Annotated in this window: 2 protein-coding genes; both read right to left on the reverse strand. The window is 71.4% G+C overall.

The window, feature by feature from the left end:
* Window positions 1–86: 86 nt before the first annotated feature.
* Window positions 87–1085, reverse strand: a complete 999-nt coding sequence (locus ACM2XV_RS14690; protein ID WP_487027470.1) for an ABC transporter permease — start codon at window positions 1083–1085, stop codon at window positions 87–89.
* On the reverse strand, window positions 1085–2056 hold a 972-nt coding region (locus ACM2XV_RS14695; protein WP_487027471.1), incomplete at its 5' end, for an ABC transporter permease. The genes ACM2XV_RS14690 and ACM2XV_RS14695, both read right to left, overlap by 1 nt.

Here is a 2056-nt window from a genome sequence, read left to right on the forward strand (position 1 = left end):
GCTAGTGCCCCGGGTTTAGTGCCCCGCGCCGACGTTTGCGCCCCTGGCCGGAGGCGCGAACGTCGGCGCGGGACGCAAAAGCGCGCTCAGGCCCGGGTGCGCACCCGCGGGTCGATCAGGCCGTAGACGATGTCGACCAGCACGTTCGCGATCGCGATCAGGAACGCCGCGAACAGCGTCACGCCGACGACCACCTGCAGGTCGCGCGAGCCGATCGAGGTGATCAGCAGCGCGCCGATGCCCTGCATCGAGAACACCCGCTCGGAGATCACGGCGCCGCCGAGCAGCGCGCCGAGGTCGAGCCCGAACAGCGTCACGACCGGAATCAGCGCGTTCCGCAGCCCGTGCCGCATGATGACCCGCCCCTCGGTGAGCCCCTTGGCGCGCACCGTACGGATGTAGTCCTGCCCGAGCTGGTCGATCAGCTCACTGCGGGTGAGCCGCGCGTAGACGGCGGCGCTGATGAAGGCGAGGGCCGTCCAGGGCAGCAGCAGGTGCGTGAACCACCCCACCGGGTCGTCGCCGAACGGCTCGTAGCCGCCCGTCGGAAGCCAGCCGAGCGCGAAGCCGAACAGCAGGATCAGCAGCATGCCCACGAGATAGGCGGGCGCCGAGACCCCGGCGATCGCGACCGTCATGATGGCCCGGTCGGCGGCGCGTCGGCGCCACACCGCCGCCGCGGCGCCGCCAGCCACACCGGCGATGAACCACAGCACCGCCGCGCCGACCGCGATCGACGCCGTGACGGGGAAGCGGGTCAGGATCAGCTCGGTGACGGGCGTGTTCAGCTGGAACGAGTACCCGAAGCACGGCGCGGCGCATGCGATCGCGCCGGCGCCCGTGCCGAAGGTGCGGCCGGCGACGATGCCCTTCAGGAACTCCCAGAACTGGCCGTACCACGGCAGGTTGAGGCCGAGGTAGTCCTTCGCGCGCGCCAGGTTCTCGGGCGTGCACGGCTTGCCGCACGACAGCTGCGCCGGGTTCGACGGCAGCAGATAGAAGATCACGAACGTCACGGCCGTCACGACGAGCAGCACGATGACGACGCCGATGAGGCGGCTTCCGATCAGGCGGGCGATGCGCATCAGGCGGTCACCTCCTCATGCGCGCCCGGCTTCCCGGGGTCGGCGGCCGACGATTTCGAGCGGATGCCCCGCCTGCGGTTCACCCGCGGGTCGAGGGCGTCCCGCAGCCCGTCGCCGAACGCGTTCAGGGCGAGCGTGATGAGGAAGAGCGCGCCGCCCGGGAACGCGAGGTATGCCGGGTCGGTCGAGAACCACGCGACGGCGTCGCCGATCGTGCGGCCCCACGACGGCGTGGGCGGCGGCACCCCGACGCCGAGGAACGAGAGCGCCGCCTCGGTGCCGATCATCGCCGGCACCAGGATCGTCGCGTAGACGATGATGGTCGCCCCCACGTTCGGCAGCAGCTGGCGCCAGAGCACATGGCCGTCGCCCGCACCCATCGCCTCGGACGCCACGACGAAGGTGCGCTGCCGCAGCGAAAGCGTCTGGCCGCGCACCACCCGCGCCACGGCGGGCCAGCCGAAGAATCCGATCACCAGCACCATGAGCACGGGCCTCGGGAACGCGGCCGCCACGATCGCGGTGAGCGAGATCATGAAGATGAGGCTCGGGAACCCGAGCATGACGTCGACGACGCGGCTCGCGATGCGGTCGTACCAGCCGCCGAAGTAGCCGGCGGTGAGCCCGACGGCGACGCCGATCGCGACGGCGACCGCGGTGGCGAGTACGCCCACCGTCAGCGACAGCCTGCTGCCGTAGACGACGATCGCGAACAGGTCGCGGCCGGTCAGCGGCTCGACGCCGAACCAGTGCTGCCACGAGATGCCGCCGCCGAAGCCCTTCGGCGCGCCCGAGCCGTCGAGGGCGTGCAGGTGGTACGTGTACGGGTCCTGCCCGTTGATCGCCGTGATCAGCGGGGCGAAGATCGCGGCCAGCACGAACACGCCGACGACGATCACGCCGCCGAGCGCCCACGGGTCGCGGCGGATGTGTCCCCAGACGCTGCCCAGCCCGTTCACTCGGCCACCGCC

It is taken from the genome of Gryllotalpicola sp. CP2-P1, assembly GCF_057512245.1.